The 16,632-nt window shown below is 67.8% G+C and carries 16 protein-coding genes; 9 read left to right on the top strand and 7 right to left on the bottom strand.

The window, feature by feature from the left end; all coding sequences use genetic code 11:
• Positions 1-154 precede the first annotated feature (154 nt).
• The 6 genes from yccS to AC5P6H_RS03070 all read left to right on the top strand — a co-directional run bounded on the left by yccS (position 155) and on the right by AC5P6H_RS03070 (position 6,551).
• The gene (gene yccS / locus AC5P6H_RS03045; protein ID WP_014648650.1) at positions 155-2,332 is read left to right on the top strand and encodes a YccS family putative transporter; all 2,178 of its coding nucleotides are present in this window, start codon (positions 155-157) and stop codon (positions 2,330-2,332) included.
• A gap of 143 nt (positions 2,333-2,475) precedes the next feature.
• Positions 2,476-3,270: an SDR family NAD(P)-dependent oxidoreductase gene (locus tag AC5P6H_RS03050; protein WP_049440057.1), complete on the top strand. Its 795-nt coding sequence runs from the start codon at positions 2,476-2,478 to the stop codon at positions 3,268-3,270.
• Positions 3,271-3,368: 98 nt separating this feature from the next.
• Positions 3,369-5,258, top strand: coding sequence for an MFS transporter (locus AC5P6H_RS03055; RefSeq protein ID WP_014648652.1), 1,890 nt, complete (start codon positions 3,369-3,371; stop codon positions 5,256-5,258).
• A 222-nt stretch (positions 5,259-5,480) separates the two neighbouring features.
• Positions 5,481-5,768, top strand: coding sequence for a CD225/dispanin family protein (locus AC5P6H_RS03060; RefSeq protein ID WP_005419784.1), 288 nt, complete (start codon positions 5,481-5,483; stop codon positions 5,766-5,768).
• A gap of 34 nt (positions 5,769-5,802) precedes the next feature.
• Positions 5,803-6,081: a CD225/dispanin family protein gene (locus tag AC5P6H_RS03065; protein ID WP_014648653.1), complete on the top strand. Its 279-nt coding sequence runs from the start codon at positions 5,803-5,805 to the stop codon at positions 6,079-6,081.
• Between the two features lie 44 nt (positions 6,082-6,125).
• Positions 6,126-6,551: a DUF2752 domain-containing protein gene (locus AC5P6H_RS03070; protein WP_014038725.1), complete on the top strand. Its 426-nt coding sequence runs from the start codon at positions 6,126-6,128 to the stop codon at positions 6,549-6,551.
• 478 nt (positions 6,552-7,029) lie between these two features.
• Here the strand turns inward: AC5P6H_RS03070 and ampE are convergent, their stop codons facing one another.
• From ampE to AC5P6H_RS03095, 5 genes are all read right to left on the bottom strand, one after another.
• Positions 7,030-7,917: a regulatory signaling modulator protein AmpE gene (ampE, locus tag AC5P6H_RS03075; RefSeq protein WP_014648654.1), complete on the bottom strand. Its 888-nt coding sequence runs from the start codon at positions 7,915-7,917 to the stop codon at positions 7,030-7,032.
• 134 nt (positions 7,918-8,051) lie between these two features.
• Entirely contained in the window at positions 8,052-8,957 is a 906-nt protein-coding gene (gene nudC, locus AC5P6H_RS03080) for an NAD(+) diphosphatase (protein WP_014648655.1), read from the bottom strand.
• Positions 8,958-9,110: 153 nt separating this feature from the next.
• Positions 9,111-9,503 carry an iron-sulfur cluster insertion protein ErpA gene (gene erpA / locus AC5P6H_RS03085; RefSeq protein ID WP_005419789.1) on the bottom strand — a complete coding sequence of 131 codons (393 nt, stop codon included), beginning with the start codon at positions 9,501-9,503 and terminating at the stop codon, positions 9,111-9,113.
• 31 nt (positions 9,504-9,534) lie between these two features.
• Positions 9,535-9,999 (bottom strand): bactofilin family protein, encoded by a 465-nt coding sequence (locus AC5P6H_RS03090; RefSeq protein ID WP_032956754.1) that lies wholly within the window; start codon positions 9,997-9,999, stop codon positions 9,535-9,537.
• A gap of 4 nt (positions 10,000-10,003) precedes the next feature.
• Positions 10,004-10,747, bottom strand: a complete 744-nt coding sequence (locus AC5P6H_RS03095; RefSeq protein ID WP_005411304.1) for a DUF6776 family protein — start codon at positions 10,745-10,747, stop codon at positions 10,004-10,006.
• Between the two features lie 179 nt (positions 10,748-10,926).
• Between AC5P6H_RS03095 and AC5P6H_RS03100 the strand changes: the two genes are divergently transcribed.
• From AC5P6H_RS03100 to AC5P6H_RS03110, 3 genes are read left to right on the top strand one after another with little or no spacing between them, the layout of a single operon-like run.
• The gene (locus AC5P6H_RS03100) at positions 10,927-11,544 is read left to right on the top strand and encodes a DUF4126 domain-containing protein (protein WP_014648657.1); all 618 of its coding nucleotides are present in this window, start codon (positions 10,927-10,929) and stop codon (positions 11,542-11,544) included.
• 44 nt (positions 11,545-11,588) lie between these two features.
• Entirely contained in the window at positions 11,589-13,478 is a 1,890-nt protein-coding gene (locus AC5P6H_RS03105) for an EAL domain-containing protein (RefSeq protein WP_288496602.1), read from the top strand.
• Position 13,479: 1 nt separating this feature from the next.
• Positions 13,480-15,720: an ATP-binding protein gene (locus tag AC5P6H_RS03110; protein WP_142235101.1), complete on the top strand. Its 2,241-nt coding sequence runs from the start codon at positions 13,480-13,482 to the stop codon at positions 15,718-15,720.
• A 1-nt stretch (position 15,721) separates the two neighbouring features.
• Here AC5P6H_RS03110 and bfr read toward each other — a convergent pair whose 3' ends face one another.
• Positions 15,722-16,192 carry a bacterioferritin gene (gene bfr, locus AC5P6H_RS03115; protein ID WP_005419804.1) on the bottom strand — a complete coding sequence of 157 codons (471 nt, stop codon included), beginning with the start codon at positions 16,190-16,192 and terminating at the stop codon, positions 15,722-15,724.
• A 142-nt stretch (positions 16,193-16,334) separates the two neighbouring features.
• Positions 16,335-16,544, bottom strand: a complete 210-nt coding sequence (locus AC5P6H_RS03120; RefSeq protein ID WP_005411309.1) for a (2Fe-2S)-binding protein — start codon at positions 16,542-16,544, stop codon at positions 16,335-16,337.
• Between the last annotated feature and the right edge of the window lie 88 nt (positions 16,545-16,632).

The following is a 16,632-nucleotide window of genomic DNA, read 5'->3' on the forward strand; positions in this document are numbered from 1 at the left end:
GCGGCGTGGATCTATGGGTAGAGCCGGCCGCTGGCCGGCTTTCTCCGTACCGCAAATCTGCCGGCCAGCGGCCGGCACTACCGGATTCCTGCGCGGGCTGTCCCCTTCACCCCACACCCGCAATAATGGTCGGAGACCCTTCCGCCGAGCCTGCATGTCCGCCCGACAATCCCGCCTCAGCCGCCTGTGGGCCCACGAGAAGGCCAGTTACGGCCTGCGGGTGTTCATCGCCCTGACCGCGGCGCTGGCGGTGTGCTGGCAGCTGGATGCGCTGACCGCCTTGCCCGGCGTGTTCCTCGGCATCATCGCCAGTGCCATCGCCGAAACCGATGACAACTGGTGGGGCCGGACCAAGGCGGTGGCGCTGTCGCTGTTGTGCTTCTGCATCGCCGCAGCATCGGTCATCTGGCTGTTCCCGTGGCCGTGGATCTTCATCGGCGCGCTGGCGCTGTCCACCTTCGGCCTGACCCTGCTCGGCGCGCTCGGCGAGCGCTATGCGTCCATTGCCCAGGCCACGGTGACGCTGGCGATCTACACCATGATCGGCCTGGAACAGCACGGTGCCAGCGACCTGCACAGTGCGCTGGAAGCGGTCAGCCACCTGCTGGCCGGTGCGGTCTGGTACGGCCTGCTGTCGATCCTGTGGACCGCGCTGTTCGCCAACCGGCCGGTCCGCGAGCGGGTGGCGCGACTGTACGTTGAGCTGGGCCGCTACCTGCAGCTGAAGGCCGCGCTGTTCGAGCCGGTGCGCGAAGCCGACCTGCAACGTCGCCAGCTCGACCTGGCCGAACAGAACCGCCGCGTGGTCGGCGCGCTGAACGAGGCCAAGACCGCGATCCTGGCCCGCTTCGGCCGCTCCGGCCGACCCGGCGTGAACTCCGGCCTTTACCTGCGCCTGTACTACATGGCGCAGGATTTCCACGAGCGCGCCAGTTCCTCGCATTACCCGTACGGCGCGCTGGTGGACGCGTTCTTCCACAGCGACGTGCTGTACCGCTGCCAGCGCCTGCTTGACCTGCAGGGACAGGCCTGTGCCCGCCTGGGCGAGGCAATCCGGCTGCGCCGTCCGTTCGTGTACGGCGAAGGCAACCAGCAGGCCGGGCGCGACCTGGCCGATGCGCTGGCCTACCTGCGCGACCAGCAGCGGCCGCAATGGCAGCGCCTGCTGGGCTCGCTGGACCTGCTGGTGCACAACCTGCGCAGCATCGAACGGCGCCTGCTGGATGCCGAGCGCTCCGAAGCCAGCCTGGACAACGTCGATACCCGCCTGCGCGACAGCAACCCACACACCCTGCGCGAGATGGGCGTGCGCATCCGCCAGCAGCTTACGCCCGGCTCGGTGCTGTTCCGGCATGGGCTGCGCATGGCGCTGGCGCTGATTGCCGGCTTTGCAGCGATCCGCCTGTTCAATGCGCAGAACGGTTCGTGGGTACTGCTGACCATCGTGTTCGTGTGCCGGCCCAACTTCGGCGCCACCCGCCAACGCCTGGCCCAGCGCATCGTCGGCACCCTGGCCGGACTGGTGCTGACCTGGGCGCTGCTGCAGCTGTTCCCGCAGCTGCACGTGCAGCTGCTGATCGCCTTGCTCTCTGCACTTCTGTTCTTCTTCACCCGCACCGACCGCTACCTGGTGGCGTCGGCGGCGATCACGGTGATGGCACTGACCTGCTTCAACCTGATCGGCGACGGCTTCGTGCTGATCGTGCCGCGCATGGTCGATACGGTGCTGGGTTGCGCGATCGCAGCGGCGGCCGCGTTCCTGGTCCTGCCCGACTGGCAGGGCCGGCAGCTGCATCTCGTCCTGGCACGCGTGCTGGACACTGCGGCTCGCTACCTGGATTCGGTGCTGGGCCAGTACCGCAGCGGCATGCGCGACGACCTGGCCTACCGCATCGCGCGGCGCGACATGCACAATGCCGATGCCGCGCTGTCCACCGCACTGTCGAACATGCTGCGTGAGCCCGGCCATGTGCGCCGCAATCTGGATGCCGGCTTCCGCTTCCTGGCGCTGTCCAACACGCTGCTGGGACACCTGTCGGCGCTGGGCGCGCATCGCGACCAGGTGGACAGCTATGCGGGCGACCCGCTGGCATTGGCGGCCGGCGAGCGCGTGCGCAAGGCACTGCAGCAACTGGCCTCGGCGCTGACCGCACGGCAACCGGTCGCCGACGATGACAACGACGCCGACCGCGCGGTGGCCGCCGAGCTGGAGCAGATCGACGAGGCGATGCCGCCGAAACTGCAGCTGATCCGCACGCAGATGGCGCTGGTACTGCGAATGCTGCCGAAGGTACGGGCAGCGGCCAATGAAGCGGTGACCAGCCTGACCTGACTCCTCATCGCTGATCGGAGATCCCACCCACGCGTGGCGTGGGTCAATTGCGCCGTGTGCAACGGCGCGTTGCGCGTGGCGCTGCGGTTCGATCACGCGGCCGCGCGGATACTGGGCAATTCCCCCCGCTCCGGACTATCGCCATGAAAATCGAGCTCAGTGGCCGCACCGCGCTGGTCACCGCCTCCACCGCCGGCATCGGCCGGGCCATCGCCCAAGGACTGGCCAGCGCTGGTGCGCGTGTCATTCTCAATGGCCGCAGCACCGACAGCGTCGAGCGCGCCCGCCGGCACCTGCTCGCCACCGTGCCGGGAGCCGACGTGCTCGGCCTCGCCGCCGATCTCTCTGATGCAGCCGGTGTCGAAACACTGTTGGCCGGCCTGCCCAAGGTCGACATCCTGGTCAACAACGCCGGCATCTTCGGCCCACAGGACTTCTTCGAGACCGATGACGCGACCTGGGAGCGCTACTGGCAGACCAACGTGATGTCCGGCGTGCGCCTGTCGCGTGCGCTGCTACCGGCAATGGTCGATGCCGGCTGGGGCCGCGTGCTGTTCATTTCCTCCGAATCAGCGCGCAACATTCCCGCCGACATGATCCATTACGGGGTCAGCAAGACCGCGCAGCTGTCGTTGTCGCGCGGCTTGGCCAAGCGCGTGGCCGGCAGTGGCGTCACCGTCAACGCGGTGCTGCCCGGCCCGACCCTCTCCGATGGTTTTGCGGCGATGTTCGAGGATGAACGCCAGCGCAGCGGCAAGCCGCTGGAGCAGATCGGCCGTGAGTTCGTGATGGCGCACCGGCCGTCCTCGGTGATCCAGCGCACCGCCACGGTCGAGGAAGTGGCCAACATGGTGGTGTACCTGGCCTCGCCGCAGGCATCGGCAACCTCGGGTGCGGCGCTGCGCGTGGATGGCGGCGTGGTCGACGATATCGTCTGAGAGTGCTGGCAGGTGTGCGGACCAACGGTCCGCACCCACAGGTCCGCACCCACAGCAGAGGGGAAGGAATGCTAGGCTGCGCCGGTCAAGGAGGTTCCATGTCCGGTCACAACCAGTTCGCCCTGCTGCGCCAGCGCCGTTTCCTGCCGTTCTTCGTGGTCCAGGCGCTCGGTGCGTTCAACGACAACGTGTACCGGCAGGCGATCATCAGCATGTTGCTGTTCATGGCTGTGCCGGAGGAAGAACTGGGGTTGTACGCCACCCTGGCACCGGCCATCTTCATCCTGCCATATTTCCTGTTCTCGGCGCTGGCCGGGCAGATCGCCGACAAACTGGAAAAATCGCGACTGATCGTGATCACCACCACCATGGAGATCGTGATCATGTCGCTGGCGGCCACCGGCTTCCTCACCCAGAGCCTGCCGGTGCTGCTGGTCGCGCTGTTCTGCACCGGCATGCAGTCCACCCTGTTCGGCCCGGTGAAGTACTCAGTGCTGCCGTCGGTGCTCAGGCCAGAAGAGCTGACCGGCGGCAACGGCCTGGTCGAGATGGGCACCTCGATGTCGATCCTCTCCGGCATGATCGTCGGCGGCCTGGTGTTCACCGTGGCTGGCAGTCACGGCACGGTGGTGGCCGCGTGCGCGATCATCGCCCTGGCGATCTGCGGCAACATCGCCGCCCGCCTGATTCCCAAGGTCGATGCCGGCGACCCGAATCTGAAGATCAACTGGAACCCGTTGCCGGAATCGCTGGCGGTGCTGCGCATGGCGCGCCAGCAGAAAGCCGTACGCAACTCGATCCTGGGCGTGTCCTGGTTCTGGTTCGTCGGCACCGTGCTGACCTCGCAGTTGCCGGCCTATGCGGTGACCAACCTGGGCGGCCAGCCGACCCTGTACATCTTCGCGCTGGCCCTGTTCTCGGTGGGCACCGGCGTCGGCTCGCTGCTGTGCGAGAAGCTGTCAGCACGTACGGTGGAAATCGGCCTGGTACCGCTGGGCGCGTTCGGCATGACCGCGTTCCTGCTCGACCTGTACTTCGCCCGCAGCGGCGAAGCGACAGTGCACGGGCTGACCATCGGGCCGTTCCTGCAGCAGCCCGGCAGCATCCGCATCGTCATCGACCTGATCGGCATCGGCCTGTTCACCGGCATCTTCGTGGTGCCGCTGTTCGCACTGATCCAGAGCCGCACGCCGAAGGCGCAGATGTCGCGCGTGTTCGCCGCACTGAACATCCAGAACTCGGGCTTCATCGTCGCTGCGGCGCTGCTGTCGCTGGCCGCCCACAAGCTGCTGCACTGGACCATTCCGCAGCAGTTCCTGGCGCTGGCCATCGCCAACGCGCTGGTGGCGATCTACATCTTCACCATCGTCCCCGAATTCCTGATGCGCTTCCTCAGCTGGCTGATGGTGCGCACCCTGTACCGGCTGCGCCCGCACGGCATCGAGGCCAACGTGCCGGACGAAGGCGCCGCACTGCTGGTCTGCAACCACGTCAGCTACATGGACGCGCTGATCCTGTCGGCGACCATCCCGCGCCCGGTGCGCTTCGTCATGTACTACAGGATCTTCAACATCCCGGTGATGCGCTGGATCTTCCGGACCGCCAAGGCGATCCCGATTGCCGGGGCGCGCGAAGACCCGGCGCTGATGCAGCGTGCGTTCGATGAGATCGACGCGGCGCTGGCCGAAGGCGAACTGGTCTGCATCTTCCCCGAGGGCGCGCTGACCCGCGACGGGCAGATGGCGCCGTTCAAGTCCGGCGTCGAGAAGATCCTCGAGCGGCGGCCGGTGCCGGTGGTGCCGATGGCGCTGCGCGGCATGTGGTCGAGCATGTGGAGCCGCCGCGACAGCCGCCTTGGCCGCATGCGGGTGCCGCGTCGTTTCCGCGCCACGGTCGAGGTGGTGGCGGCACCGGCCGTGGATGGCCGCACCACCAGCGCCCCGGTGCTGGAGGCCCAGGTGCGGGCCCTGCGTGGTGATCACGCCTGATCGACCGCACGGACACGGGTAGACCGTCCCAGCGACAAGCCCCCCATCCTCGCCCTCCGATGCATCGCAGAGGTCCGTCAGATGCGTCAGATCAAGGGCCATACCGGCCAGTATCTGACTGTAACCGCATACATGCAGCGCGGGTTGAGGTAGATTACGCACCCACAGGGGGGAGGTTCGGCCGTTTCATCATGGCCGGCCACCAAGGAATGGAGTCTTGCTTTGAATCAACCGCCACCGCTCAGCCGTCCGGTCTACATCCCCAACCATCTGGTCTGGGCGATCCTGACGACGCTGTTCTGCTGCCTGCCGTTGGGCGTGGTGTCGATCGTCTATGCCTCCCAGGTCGATGGCCGCCGCGCCGCCGGCGACCTGCCGGGGGCCTACAGTGCGTCGCGCAAGGCGGGCTGGTGGGCGGTGGCTTCGGCCGTGGCCCTGCCGGTCCTGTTGCTGTTGTGGTTCGGGCTGTTCGGCGGCTTGGCCGTACTGGGCGCTCTTTCCGACCAATGATTCACCACCACCACCCATCAAGGAGCTTGAACCCATGAACACCGCCACTCCGCAGGTCCCGAACAATCTGGTCTGGGCCATCCTGAGCACCCTGTTCTGCTGCCTGCCGGCCGGCATCGTGTCGATCGTCTACGCCGCGCAGGTCAACGGCAAGCTGGCCGCTGGCGACATCGCCGGTGCCCAGGACTCCGCCGCCAAGGCCAAGAAGTGGGCGATCTGGTCGGCCATCGCCGCCGTCGTGGTCGGCGTGCTGTACGGCATCCTGATCGTCGCTGTCGGCGGCATGGGTGCGATGAACAACAGCGGCTACTGATCCGCGTGGACGGATCCGGCGCCCGCGCCGGATCCGTTGCTGCAATGTCCGCACTTCCCGCCCGCTCCCGATTCGCCCGCTGGGCACCGCTGCTGGCCGCCACCGGCCTGGCCGCCGGTGCCGCGGTGGTGCTGCGCAATGTCAATCCGTATGTCGCCGGCAATCCTTTGCCGAGCTGCCCGCTGTACGCGCTGACCGGCCTGTACTGCCCGGGCTGTGGCAGCACCCGCTGCCTGTATTCACTGGTACATTTCGACCTGCCCGGCGCGATGGCGATGAACCCGCTGCTGGTCATCAGCCTGCCGTTCCTGCTGCTGATGCTGCTGAACGTCGCCGGCATCCGGCCGCGCGTGCTCGACCCGCTCATGCGGGTACTGGCCAATCCAACGTTCTGGCTCTGGGTGCTGCCCGGGTATGCGCTGCTGCGCAACCTGCCGTGGGCGCCGTTCACTGCACTGGCACCGATCTAGGTTTCCAGCCAACGGCCGCAGCCCCTCGTGGTGGGCGGCGTTTGAAGGCAGAAGCCTTGGGGTTGGCCGGGCGGGATGGGTTTGCGGGGGACGCCGTGAATCCGTCCATGGAGTCTTGGCCGCGGCATCCATGCGGCTCACGCCCCTGCGCAGCCCACCCGCCCGGCCACGGACAGTTTCCGTGTGCGTCCACCACGGAAAAGAAGGAGAAGATCAAAAGCGGAAGCGGATCGCTTCGCTGCGCTCGCTCGGAGCCGAGCATGGCTCGGCTCTACAGAACGTCAGTGCGCGGAAAACTGTCGAAGGCGGGGTGGGTCGGATGGCGGGGGTGTGAGCCGCATGGATGCGGCGACCAAGCCTCCATGGACGGATTCACGGCGTCCCCCGCCATCCGACCCACCCCGCCGACCCACTGCAATCCTGCCGTTGCAGTTGCTGTCGACTCTGCAGGTGTAGGGCTGCAAGCCCTGCAAAACAACTACGTCACCCAGCCTGCAATCACCAGCAGGGCGAGGACCGCCAGCCACAGCAGCAGCATCCGCCACACCAGGCTCATCGCATCACGCAGGTCCGGCAACCGCTGCCACACCGGCAGCAACCCTGCCTCGGTGTAATCGTGCGCATCCTCACGCAGCTCGGCGTTGACGCTGGCCCGCGCCACCGCGCCAAGGAACCCGATGTTGCCGGCCAGGCGTTCGCCATGGGCCTGGCGCCAGGCCTTCCACGCCGTATCGAAATTGCCCACCAGCGCCATCGAGAAGGCCATCAGCTGCGCCACCGGCCACTCGATCCAGCCCAGCAGGCGCTGCGCCAGCGCCAGCGGCTCCACCGGCACGCGTGCGCGCATCGGGCTCTCCGCCATCAGCGCCAGCAGCCGGTACCCGAGCGCGCCAGCCGGGCCCAGCAACAGGAACCAGAACAGCACCGCGAACCAGCGCCGCAGTGCGTTGAGCACCGTCGCCTCGACCAGTGACGGAATGTCCTCGCGCAGGCTGCCGCCGGCCGACTGCAGGTTGCGCACTGCAGCCTGCCGCGTCGCCGCATCATCGGCATCGATAATGGCCTCGATATCGCGGTCCAGGTCACGCGGGCCCCAGCACCAGGCCAGCACCGCCACGCCCAGCAGCAGCGACGGCAGGCCGAACAGCACCCCGCGCAACAGCCACGCCAGCAGCACCATCAGCAACAGCGGCGGCAGCAGTGCCAAGGCAACGCCGGCCGGTCCCTGCCAGGCCTTGCCACCACGCGCATCCAGCCAGCCCAGCCAACGCCGGAAACCGTCGAAACGGCGCAGCGAGGCAGCAGCGGCCGGAGCAACATGGCCCAGGGCCAGTGCCACCAGCACGGCGGCCAGAGTGGTGAACATGGCAGGTCTCCCTACGAAACAGAACGCTCGGCGCCGCTACCTTACCTGTCGCAGCGGCGCCCTCCGCGATGACCCGCACTGTAACCCGGGCCGTGTTCAGGTGGCGGCAATGCAATCGCCCCAGCCGGCCCGGCTCAGCCCTTCTGCTGCCGGTACCAATGCTCGATCAGGCCGCGCGAAATCGAGATCGGCGGCGACAGGCGGATACCCTGGCCATCGTCCTCCACGTCGCGCGCCAGTGCCGCGCCGACCTCGTCGGCACTGAACCAGCGCGCGTCTTCCAGCTCACCGTCCACGGTCGGCAGGTCATCCTGCGCCTGTGCGCGGAAGCCAACCATCAGCGCACCCGGGAACGGCCAGGGCTGCGAACCGAGGTACTGGCAGGCCGTCACCCGCACCTTGCTCTCTTCATGGACTTCGCGCACCACGGTCTGCTCGAAGGTCTCGCCGGGTTCGACGAAGCCGGCCAGCACCGAGTAGCGACGCGGGGCCCAGTTCGACTGCCGGCCCAGCAGCAGCCGGCCCTGGTTTTCCACGGCGACGATCACCGCCGGGTCGACACGCGGGTAGTGTTCGGTGGAACACTGCCCGCAGCGGCCGACGAAGCCACCACGGGCAAACGCCACGGCGCCGCCGCACACGCCGCAGAAGCGGGTGCGCGAGTGCCAGTACGACATGCCGCGGGCATAGCTGAAGGCGGTCGCATCGGCCATCGACCACAGCAGCGCGGCCTGGCGCAGATCAAGCCGGCGTGGTGCGCTGATGGTGACGTTGGTGGCTTCAACCGAGAACCACGCCTGCTCTCCGCGCAGGCCGAGGAAGATCGCGGCACCCGGGCCGCCGCCGATGTCGGCGCCGGTCAGCGCCAGTGGCTGATCGTCATCGCCGGTGAAGGCGCTGCCGTCCTGATCGAGCACGAGAATGCGCGCGCCCGGCCACAGGCGCGCCAGTGCATCGGCATCTTCGCGCAGGGCATCGGCGCGCTCCAGCGGTTCACCCACGAAGGCGAAACCGGAAAGCGGCGAAGGAGTATTGGGCATCCTGCAAGCGTGCCGCCAATCGATGCGGGTGGCAAGGTCGGCGCTGTGCGCAATCTGCCGTTGTGGATGCAGGAAGGATCATCCACGCATGGCGTGGATCTACCCGCTCTGGCAGGTGCCAACCCTGGTTGGCACATTCCGGCCACAGGCCTTTTACATGCTGAAGCTGCTGCCGCAGCCGCAGGTGGTCTTTGCGTTCGGGTTGCGGATCACGAACTGGGCACCGGTCAGGCTCTCGGTGTAGTCCACCTCGGCGCCCATCAGGTACTGCAGGCTCAGCGGGTCGACCAGCAGGGTCACCCCGCTGGTCTGTACCGCCAGGTCATCCTCGGCACGGTTCTCGTCGAACTCGAACCCATACTGGAAGCCCGAACAGCCGCCGCCCTCGATGTACACACGCAGGGCCAGGTCGGGGTTGCCCTCTTCCTGGATCAGGGATTTGACCTTGGCGGCCGCCGACTCGGTGAAGTTCAGCGGGCGCTCCAGCGATTGGTAATCGGGCGCGGCAACCGGGGTGGCGCCGGGCAGGGAGACTAGCGTGCTCATGGTGCCAGCATGGGGGTGCCGGGGATGGCTTTCAAGCCATCGCCTCGGCCAGCTTGCGGCGTGCGGCGGTGTCGCCCTTGCCGCCATTGGCCTCATCGCCTTCCGGCGCCGGCAGGGCCGCCATCGGGGCGCTGGCATGGATCAGGCGGCCGTTCAGCTGGGCGCCCGCATTCATCTCCACCACCTGGTAATGGACGTTGCCATTGACCCGTGCGCTGGGGGTCAGCTCGACCTTCTCGGTGGCGTGTACATCGCCGTCCAGACGGCCGCTGATGACCACCACCTGGGCCCGGATCTCACCCTCGATCACGCCATGCTCGGCGACCGTCAGGGTCGCGCCGCTGGCGCCTTCGGTGGCGATCACCTTGCCGTGGATGCGACCTTCCACATACAGGCCACCACTGAATTCCACATCACCGCGGATCACCACCTGGTTGCCGATCAGGGCATCCACCACCAGCTGGCCTTCACGGTTGGATTTGCTGCTTCCGAACATCTGCCTACTCCCCTTTGCTGGCCGGCGCGCCGGCCTGTTTCCAGTCGAATACCTGGGTGGTACCCCCCGTACCACTCCCCAATGTCACCCGCACGCGTTGCGGGGTGAAGTCAGCCGGCAGCATCACGCTGCCGGTGAGCTGCTGGAAGTACCGGAACGAGTAATCCTGTCCCGGCACCTTGCTGCGCTGGTGCAGATCATCCCAGCTGATCGTGGCCAGCTTGCCGTTCTTCACGCCTTCCACGGTGAAGCGCATCTGCCCCTGGCTGATGGCGCCGCGGTTGAGGTTCTGGGTCAGCACGGCGGTGTACTGCCAGGTGCCGGCCGCTTCCGGGCTGAACTCGATCGAGTGGGTGTTCAGGCCCTTGCGCTGGCTGGTCGAACCCACCAGGCGCTCATAGAAGGCAACGTCGGCGCGCAGGCCGGCGATTTCCTCATCGCGCTCGGCCAGCGAGGACTGCACCTCGGTATTGGCGGCGCGGCTGATGCGGTCGGAGGCTTCCAGCGTGGCCTGCTTCTGGCGCAGCTCGGTCAGCTGCGCCTGCAGCGTCTCGGCGCGCTTCTCGGCAGCCTGCAGGCGCTGGCCCTGGGCATCGCGTGGCGTGGCCATCCAGCAGCCACCCAGCACCGCCAGCACCAGGCTGAGCAGCCAGATGCCGCCGATCACCAGCAGGCGGCGACGGTCGGCCGGCGGTTGCGGCGCGCCGGGCAGGCGTACCTGCACGCGCATGGGAGGACGGTTGGTCATGGGTGGTTTCCGGGGTATCGCGAGGGCGACACCGGTACGGCCCCTGTGGCAAACGACGGGCTAGTGTATGACAGGACGGGTGGGTTTCCTGCGCCGTGGCCGGCCACGGTCTGTGGCGTTCAGGCATGCCATCGTCGATAGTGTGGTCCCCTGCACAGTTCCGTCGCCGGAGCATCGCCATGACCGAAGCCCACCTGTTCGTGATCGGCATCCTGCTGGCCTGGCTGGCCGGCATCCGCGTCTACCTCACCGTGTTCGGCGTCGGCCTTGCCGGCCTGCTCGGCTGGGTCGACCTGCCGCCCGCTCTGCAGGCCACCGAATCCTGGTGGGTGCTGGGCACGTCGGCGGCGCTGGCCATCGCCGAGTTCTTCGCCGACAAGATTCCCGGCGTGGACTCGGTCTGGGACCTGGTGCAGACGCTCGCACGCGTGCCGGCCGGCGCGTTCCTCGCAGCGGCTACCCTGTCGCCGGACGGTCAGCTCGGCGCCGGCGCACTCGCCGCCGGTGCCGGCGTCGCCCTCGCCAGCCACGGCCTGAAGGCCGGTACCCGCGCGCTGCTCAATACCTCGCCGGAACCGGCCAGCAACTGGGTCGCCTCCGCCGCCGAGGACACCGTGGTAGTCGGTGGCCTGGCGCTGGCCCTGGCACACCCGTGGATCGCGCTGGTGGTGGTGCTGGCCTGCAGCCTGGCCGGCGCGCTGCTGGTGTGGCTGGTCTGGCGCGCGCTGTGGAAGGGCGTGCGCTGGCTGGCGCGCGGTGCATCGGCAGCACCGCCGGGGCACAGCAGTACCGGTTGAGCACCGGGCTTGTCGCATAATGGACGCGAACACCAGGAGCACCGATGGCCGCAAACGAATCCCCCGCGGGCGCCCGCCCGGGACGCGCTGAAATCCCTCCGGCCGATCATTGGCAGCGCTGGGCACCCGAGGCGGCAGGCCCCGCTGTGGCCGCACCGACGGCTGCGACCCCGCCGCCCATCGCGACCGATGCCCCGGCGCCGGTCAACAGCGCACCGCCGCCGCTGCCCGGCCCGATCGCACTGGCCGAAGCCGGCAACAACGATCTGGCCCCGCCGCCCTCGGACTCGCCCTACCGCGTGCTGATCGTTGAAGACGATCGCGCCCAGGCGCTGTTCGCGCAGAGCGTGCTGCACGGCGCCGGCATGCAGGCGATCGTGCACAGCGATGCCGATGCCGCGCTGCAGGCGATCAAGGAGCACCGCCCCGACCTGATCCTGATGGATCTGCACCTGCCCGGGCTGGACGGCATGCGCCTGACCGCGCTGATCCGCCAGCAGCCCGGCCTGCAGCTGCTGCCGATCGTGTTCCTCAGCGGCGATCCGGATCCAGAGCGCCAGTTCGAAGTGCTCGACAGCGGCGCCGACGACTACCTGAGCAAGCCGATCCGGCCGCGCCACCTGATCGCAGCGGTGGCCAACCGCATCCGCCGCGCGCGTGCCCAGGCCGCGACCCTGCCGGGCGCCACCGGCGCACCGGCCACCAGCAATCCGGAAACCGGCCTGCCGACGCGCCACCATGTGCTGCAGCAGCTCAACACCGCACTCGCCCACCGCGACCGGGGCGGCGTGTTCTTCATCGAAGTGGCCAGTGCGCTGGGCCTGCGCGAACGCTATGGCTATGCCGCGTTTGAACGGCTGATGGTGCAGGCCGGGCAGCGCCTGGCCGAAGCCGGCCATCCGCACCTGCTGGCGCGGCTGAACGACAACAGCTTCTTGCTGCTGGCCCGCAACGCCGACGAGGACGCCCTCGAAGGCATCGCCGCGAGCCTGCGCGAGCAGCTGTCGGCCCGCGCCTTCGTGATCCGCGACGACGAATCCGTGCATCTGCGCGGCGTGGTCGGTTATGCGCCGCTGTCGCCGGGCTTCGAGGATGCCAGCAGTGCGCTGGAAGCGGTTGAGCGCACCACCCTGCAGGCGCGCCTGCTCAGCGCCGGCGTGGCGGGCCATGTGCATCGCCAAGCGGTCACCGAACAGGAACACCTGGCGCTGCTGGAGGGCCAGCTGGAACTGGCCTACCAGCCGATCGTCGCCGTGGCAGGCGGCAACACCGCGCAATACCAGTTGCTGCTGCGCCTGCGCCAGGCCGATGGCACGGTGCTGGCGGCCGGCCAGGTGATCCCCGCCGCGGAAGCCGCCGGGCGCATCGCCGACCTCGACCAGCAGGTGATGGACCACGCACTGGGCCTGCTGGATCTGTACCGGCACGCAACGCAGCCGCTGAGCCTGTTCGTCTCGCAGTCGCTGCGCACCCTGCAGCGCGATGCCTTCGCCGACTGGCTGCTGGAATCACTGCAGCAGCGTGACCTGCCTGGCAGTGCGCTGGTGATCGACGTGCGCCTGCCCGACGCACTGATCCACACCGTGCCGCTGCAGCAGTTCTGCCAGCGCATGGCCAGCGCAGGGGTGCGCTTCTGCCTGAGCCAGTTCGAACCCAGCGGCGAGGCCGATGCACTGCTGACCCAGCTGCCGCTGTCGTTCGTGCGCATGGCTGCGCGCTTCTCCAGCAGCCATTCCAATCCGGCCACGCGCGAGGCGCTGCGCAAGACGATCGAACAGGCCCATGCCGCCGGACTGCAGATCATCGGCCAGCAGATCGAGGATCCGCAGGCTGCAGCGGCGATGTGGGTAGGCGGCGTCGACTACATCCAGGGCAACATGGTGCAGTCGGCCGGCAGCGACCTGAACTTCGACTTCCACAACGCGGTGCTCTGACGTGCCGCTGTGGGGCGTGCTGCTGGTTGCCCTTGCTGCGGCCGCCATCGCGCTGCTGCTGTTGGGCCTGCGCCTGCGCGCGCGCAACCATGCGCTGGCCCAGCTGCAGCGCACGCACAGTGCGCTGGCCGCCGAACGCGACCAGCTTCGCCATACCACCGAACGCCAGGGCCAGCTGGAGCAACAGCTGCTGCAGGCCAAGCAGGCCGCCGAGGCGGCCGTGCTGGCCAAGGGCGAGTTCCTGGCCACGATGAGCCACGAGATCCGCACCCCGCTCAACGGCATCCTGCCGATGCTGGAGCTGATCGCACGCGGGCCGCTGGGCGAAGACCAGCGGCAGATGCTGGCCACCGCCTCGGCCAGTTCGCAACAGCTGCTGCGCATCGTCGACGACATCCTCGACTACTCCCGGCTGGAAGCGCAGGCGCTGGAACTGGAGATCACCAGCTTCAACCTGCGCGACCTGCTCGATGGCGTGGTACAGCTGATGCAGCGGGCCGCCGACGCCAAGGGCCTGGCCCTGGGCCTGCAACTGGATCCATCGGTGCGCCTGCCGGTGCGCGGCGACCCGGTGCGCCTGCGCCAGGTGCTGAGCAACCTGCTGGCCAACGCCATCAAGTTCACCGCCCGCGGCCAGGTGCAGCTGCGCGTGCTGCGCCTGGGTGAAAGTGCCGCGCAGCACCAGCTGCGCTTCGAGATCATCGATACCGGCATCGGCATCGACGACGCGCTGCAGGCACGCCTGTTCCAGTCCTTCAGCCAGGCCGACGCATCCACCACCCGCATCTATGGCGGCACCGGCCTGGGCCTGGCCATCTGCAAGCGCATCATCGACCTGATGCACGGGCACATCGGCGTGCACTCCACGCCGGGCCAGGGCGCAACCTTCTGGTTCGAGATCCCGCTGCTGAAGGTCGCTGGCGACCTGCCGGCGATGGCGCGCGCACCGGCACCGCTGCTGCTGTTCAGTGCCGATGCAACGCTGCAGGCACGTATCGAGCGCATCGCCGCCCACCATGGGCTGCAGGTGCAGGTGCTGGCACAGCTGGATGCCGTGGTCGAGCGCCTGCGCGCTCCCGCGCGGCCCGGACAACCGGCACCGGCATGGCTGCTGGTCGATGCCCGCGCACGCCGCAACGGTGAGGCCACGCTGCAGCTGGCGCTGAGTGAACGTGGTGACGACGATGCGCTGCAGGTGCTGTGGCTGCAGGAGGGCGCACTTCCACAACGCCAGCGCCAGCGCCAGCTGCCCCCGCACTTCGACGATGCGGCCCTGCATGCACTGCTGGCTGCACCGGTCGCCCCCGCCCGCCCCGCTGCGCTGCTGGCCAGCGCGGACAACGAGCAACCGGCTGCCACGCTGCCGCCGTTGCATCTGCGTGTGCTGCTGGTGGAGGACAATACGGTCAACCGGATGGTCGCCGAACAACTGCTGCGCGTGTTCCAGTGCGAAGTGCGCAACGCCGCCGATGGCGAGCAGGCGCTGGCCGCCCTTCGCGAAGGCGGCGTGGACATCGTGTTGATGGATTGCCAGATGCCGGTGCTGGACGGCTACGCCGCCACGCGCCGCTGGCGCGCCGAAGAAGTGGAGACCGGGCGCGCCCGCCTGCCGATCATCGCCATGACCGCCAACGCCATGGCCGGTGACCGCGAGCGCTGCCTGCAGGCGGGCATGGACGATTACCTGTCCAAGCCGATCGCGCGCGCCACGCTGCATGCGCTGCTGCTGCGTTGGGGTGGCGGCAAAGCTGCATCACCTGGACAATTTTCTGTGGAGCCGTCTGTAGAGCCGAGCCATGCTCGGCTGACGGCCAGTGGCACTCCCACTCCATCAGCCGAGCATGGCTCGGCTCTACAGGAGACGACAAGCCAAGCCGCGCCGAAACCGGTGATCGACCGCGACGTGCTGGATGAACTGCACACCGTGATCGGCGACGCTGCCACCCAGATCGTCATGGTCTTTCTTGAAGATGCGCCGGTGATGGTGCAGCAGTTGCAGCTGGCCGCGCAGAACGGCGATGAGCTGCGCTTGCAGGCCACAGCGCACAGCCTGAAGTCATCGAGTGCAAACGTCGGCGCATTGTCGCTGTCGGCGATCGCGCAGCGGATCGAGCACGAAGCCCGTAGTGGCAGCCTGCAGCGCCCCGCGGTGGCGGTGGCGCTGCTGGTTGCGGAATTCGCCCGGGCGCGTGTTGCACTGACGGGCTACCTGGCACAGCACCGCGCCGGCCAGGGCGGCTGACTCACTCTTCCAGCTTGCTCAGCAGGTACTTCGGCTCGCCGATACGCTCGATCAGGTCCAGCTGGGTTTCCAGCCAGTCGATGTGCTCCTCTTCCGAATCGAGGATCTTCACGAACAGCTGGCGGCTGACGTAGTCGCCAACCGAATCGGAATAGGCCACGGCCTCGCGCAGGGTGACCACGCCATCGCGTTCCAGCGACAGGTCGCACTGCAGGATCTCGGTCGGGTTCTCGCCGATGCGCAGCTTGCCCAGCGCCTGGAAATTCGGCAGGCCTTCAAGGAACAGGATGCGGTCGGCGAGCATGTCGGCATGCTTCATCTCGTCGATCGATTCCTTGTACTCGTGTTCGGCCAGTTCCTTGATGCCCCAGTTCTTCAGCATCTTGGCGTGCAGGAAGTACTGGTTGATCGCGGTCAGCTCGTTGTAGAGGACCTTGTTGAGGAATTCGATGACCTTGGTGTCGCCCTTCATGGGGGTGCTCCTGCACGCTGAAAACGCAGGCACTTTAACGCCTCGCGTGCGCTCGTGAAGGAACGCGAATCGTGTGCATTGGCCTGCGCGGCCGAAGGTGAAGGATGCGAAAGCGCGGCGTCAACGCGCCGCGAAAAGGCGATCAGGCGACCTGCGCCAGGCCCAATACCGGCAGCGGCAGATCGTGGGTCGCACGTGCCTTGGCCAGCAGGTCGCCGGCCATGTCCAGGCAGGAACCGCAGGTGGCACCACAACCGGTACGCATGGTCAGTTCGGCCACCGTGCTGACGCCATGGCTGGCGGCTTCGCGGATCTGGTGGTCGGTGACTCCGTTGCAGATGCAGACGTACACAGGCGTGAACCGGGCTGACAGGCCACAAGCGGCCTGGTGGCTATTCCAATGGAAACGAGAATGGTTGTCAATCAGAGACCTGAACCAT

The sequence above is a fragment of the Stenotrophomonas sp. YJH_SMC_110 genome (assembly GCF_059369255.1).